The organism is Actinomadura sp. 6K520 (assembly GCF_004349245.1).
Taxonomy (GTDB): domain Bacteria; phylum Actinomycetota; class Actinomycetes; order Streptosporangiales; family Streptosporangiaceae; genus Spirillospora.
Genome location: NZ_SMLC01000438.1, coordinates 1 through 565, shown reverse-complemented (window position 1 = coordinate 565; position 565 = coordinate 1). Strand labels below are relative to the sequence as shown.

Annotated in this window: 1 pseudogene; it reads right to left on the bottom strand. The window is 76.3% G+C overall.

The window, feature by feature from the left end:
• Positions 1-565, bottom strand: a pseudogene (locus tag E1289_RS38795) (hypothetical protein); the annotation flags it as partial.

Genomic DNA, 565 nt, shown 5'->3' with positions numbered 1-565 from the left:
ACCCCGCCCGCGATGCCCGCCGCCGACCACCGCCACGCCGGAACCCAGAGCGCCGCCACGAACAGCGGCAGCGCGAGCCACACCGCGTCCGTGGGCCGCAGCAACCCGACCCCGGCGATGATCAACGCCAACGCGGCCCACGCCCGGCGCCCGCCCGCGGCCAGCACCCCCGCGGCCGCGACGGCGCCCAGCGCGACCGGCATGTTCGGCAGCACGGTGGCGCCGAACCGCAGCGACACCCACGGCACCGCGAACAGCGCCGCCGCCACCGGCACGCTCGCCCGGTCCAGCACCCTGAACCACGGCCAGAAGGCCGCCAGGAGCAGGACGGCCGAGAGCACGGCGAAGTACGCCCGGATCAGGGTCACGTCCGACGTCCAGAGCGTGACCGGCGCGGCCAGCAACCCCTCCCCCAGCGACCGGTGCGCCGCGAACGGCGTCCGCGGCGCGTCACCGGAGAACTGACTCGCGTAGACGGCCTCGTCCAGGTCCAGCGGAACCCCGAGCCCGCCGGTGGCCGCCTGCAGTCCGACATACCCCAGCGCAACGCAGCCCAGCCCCACCC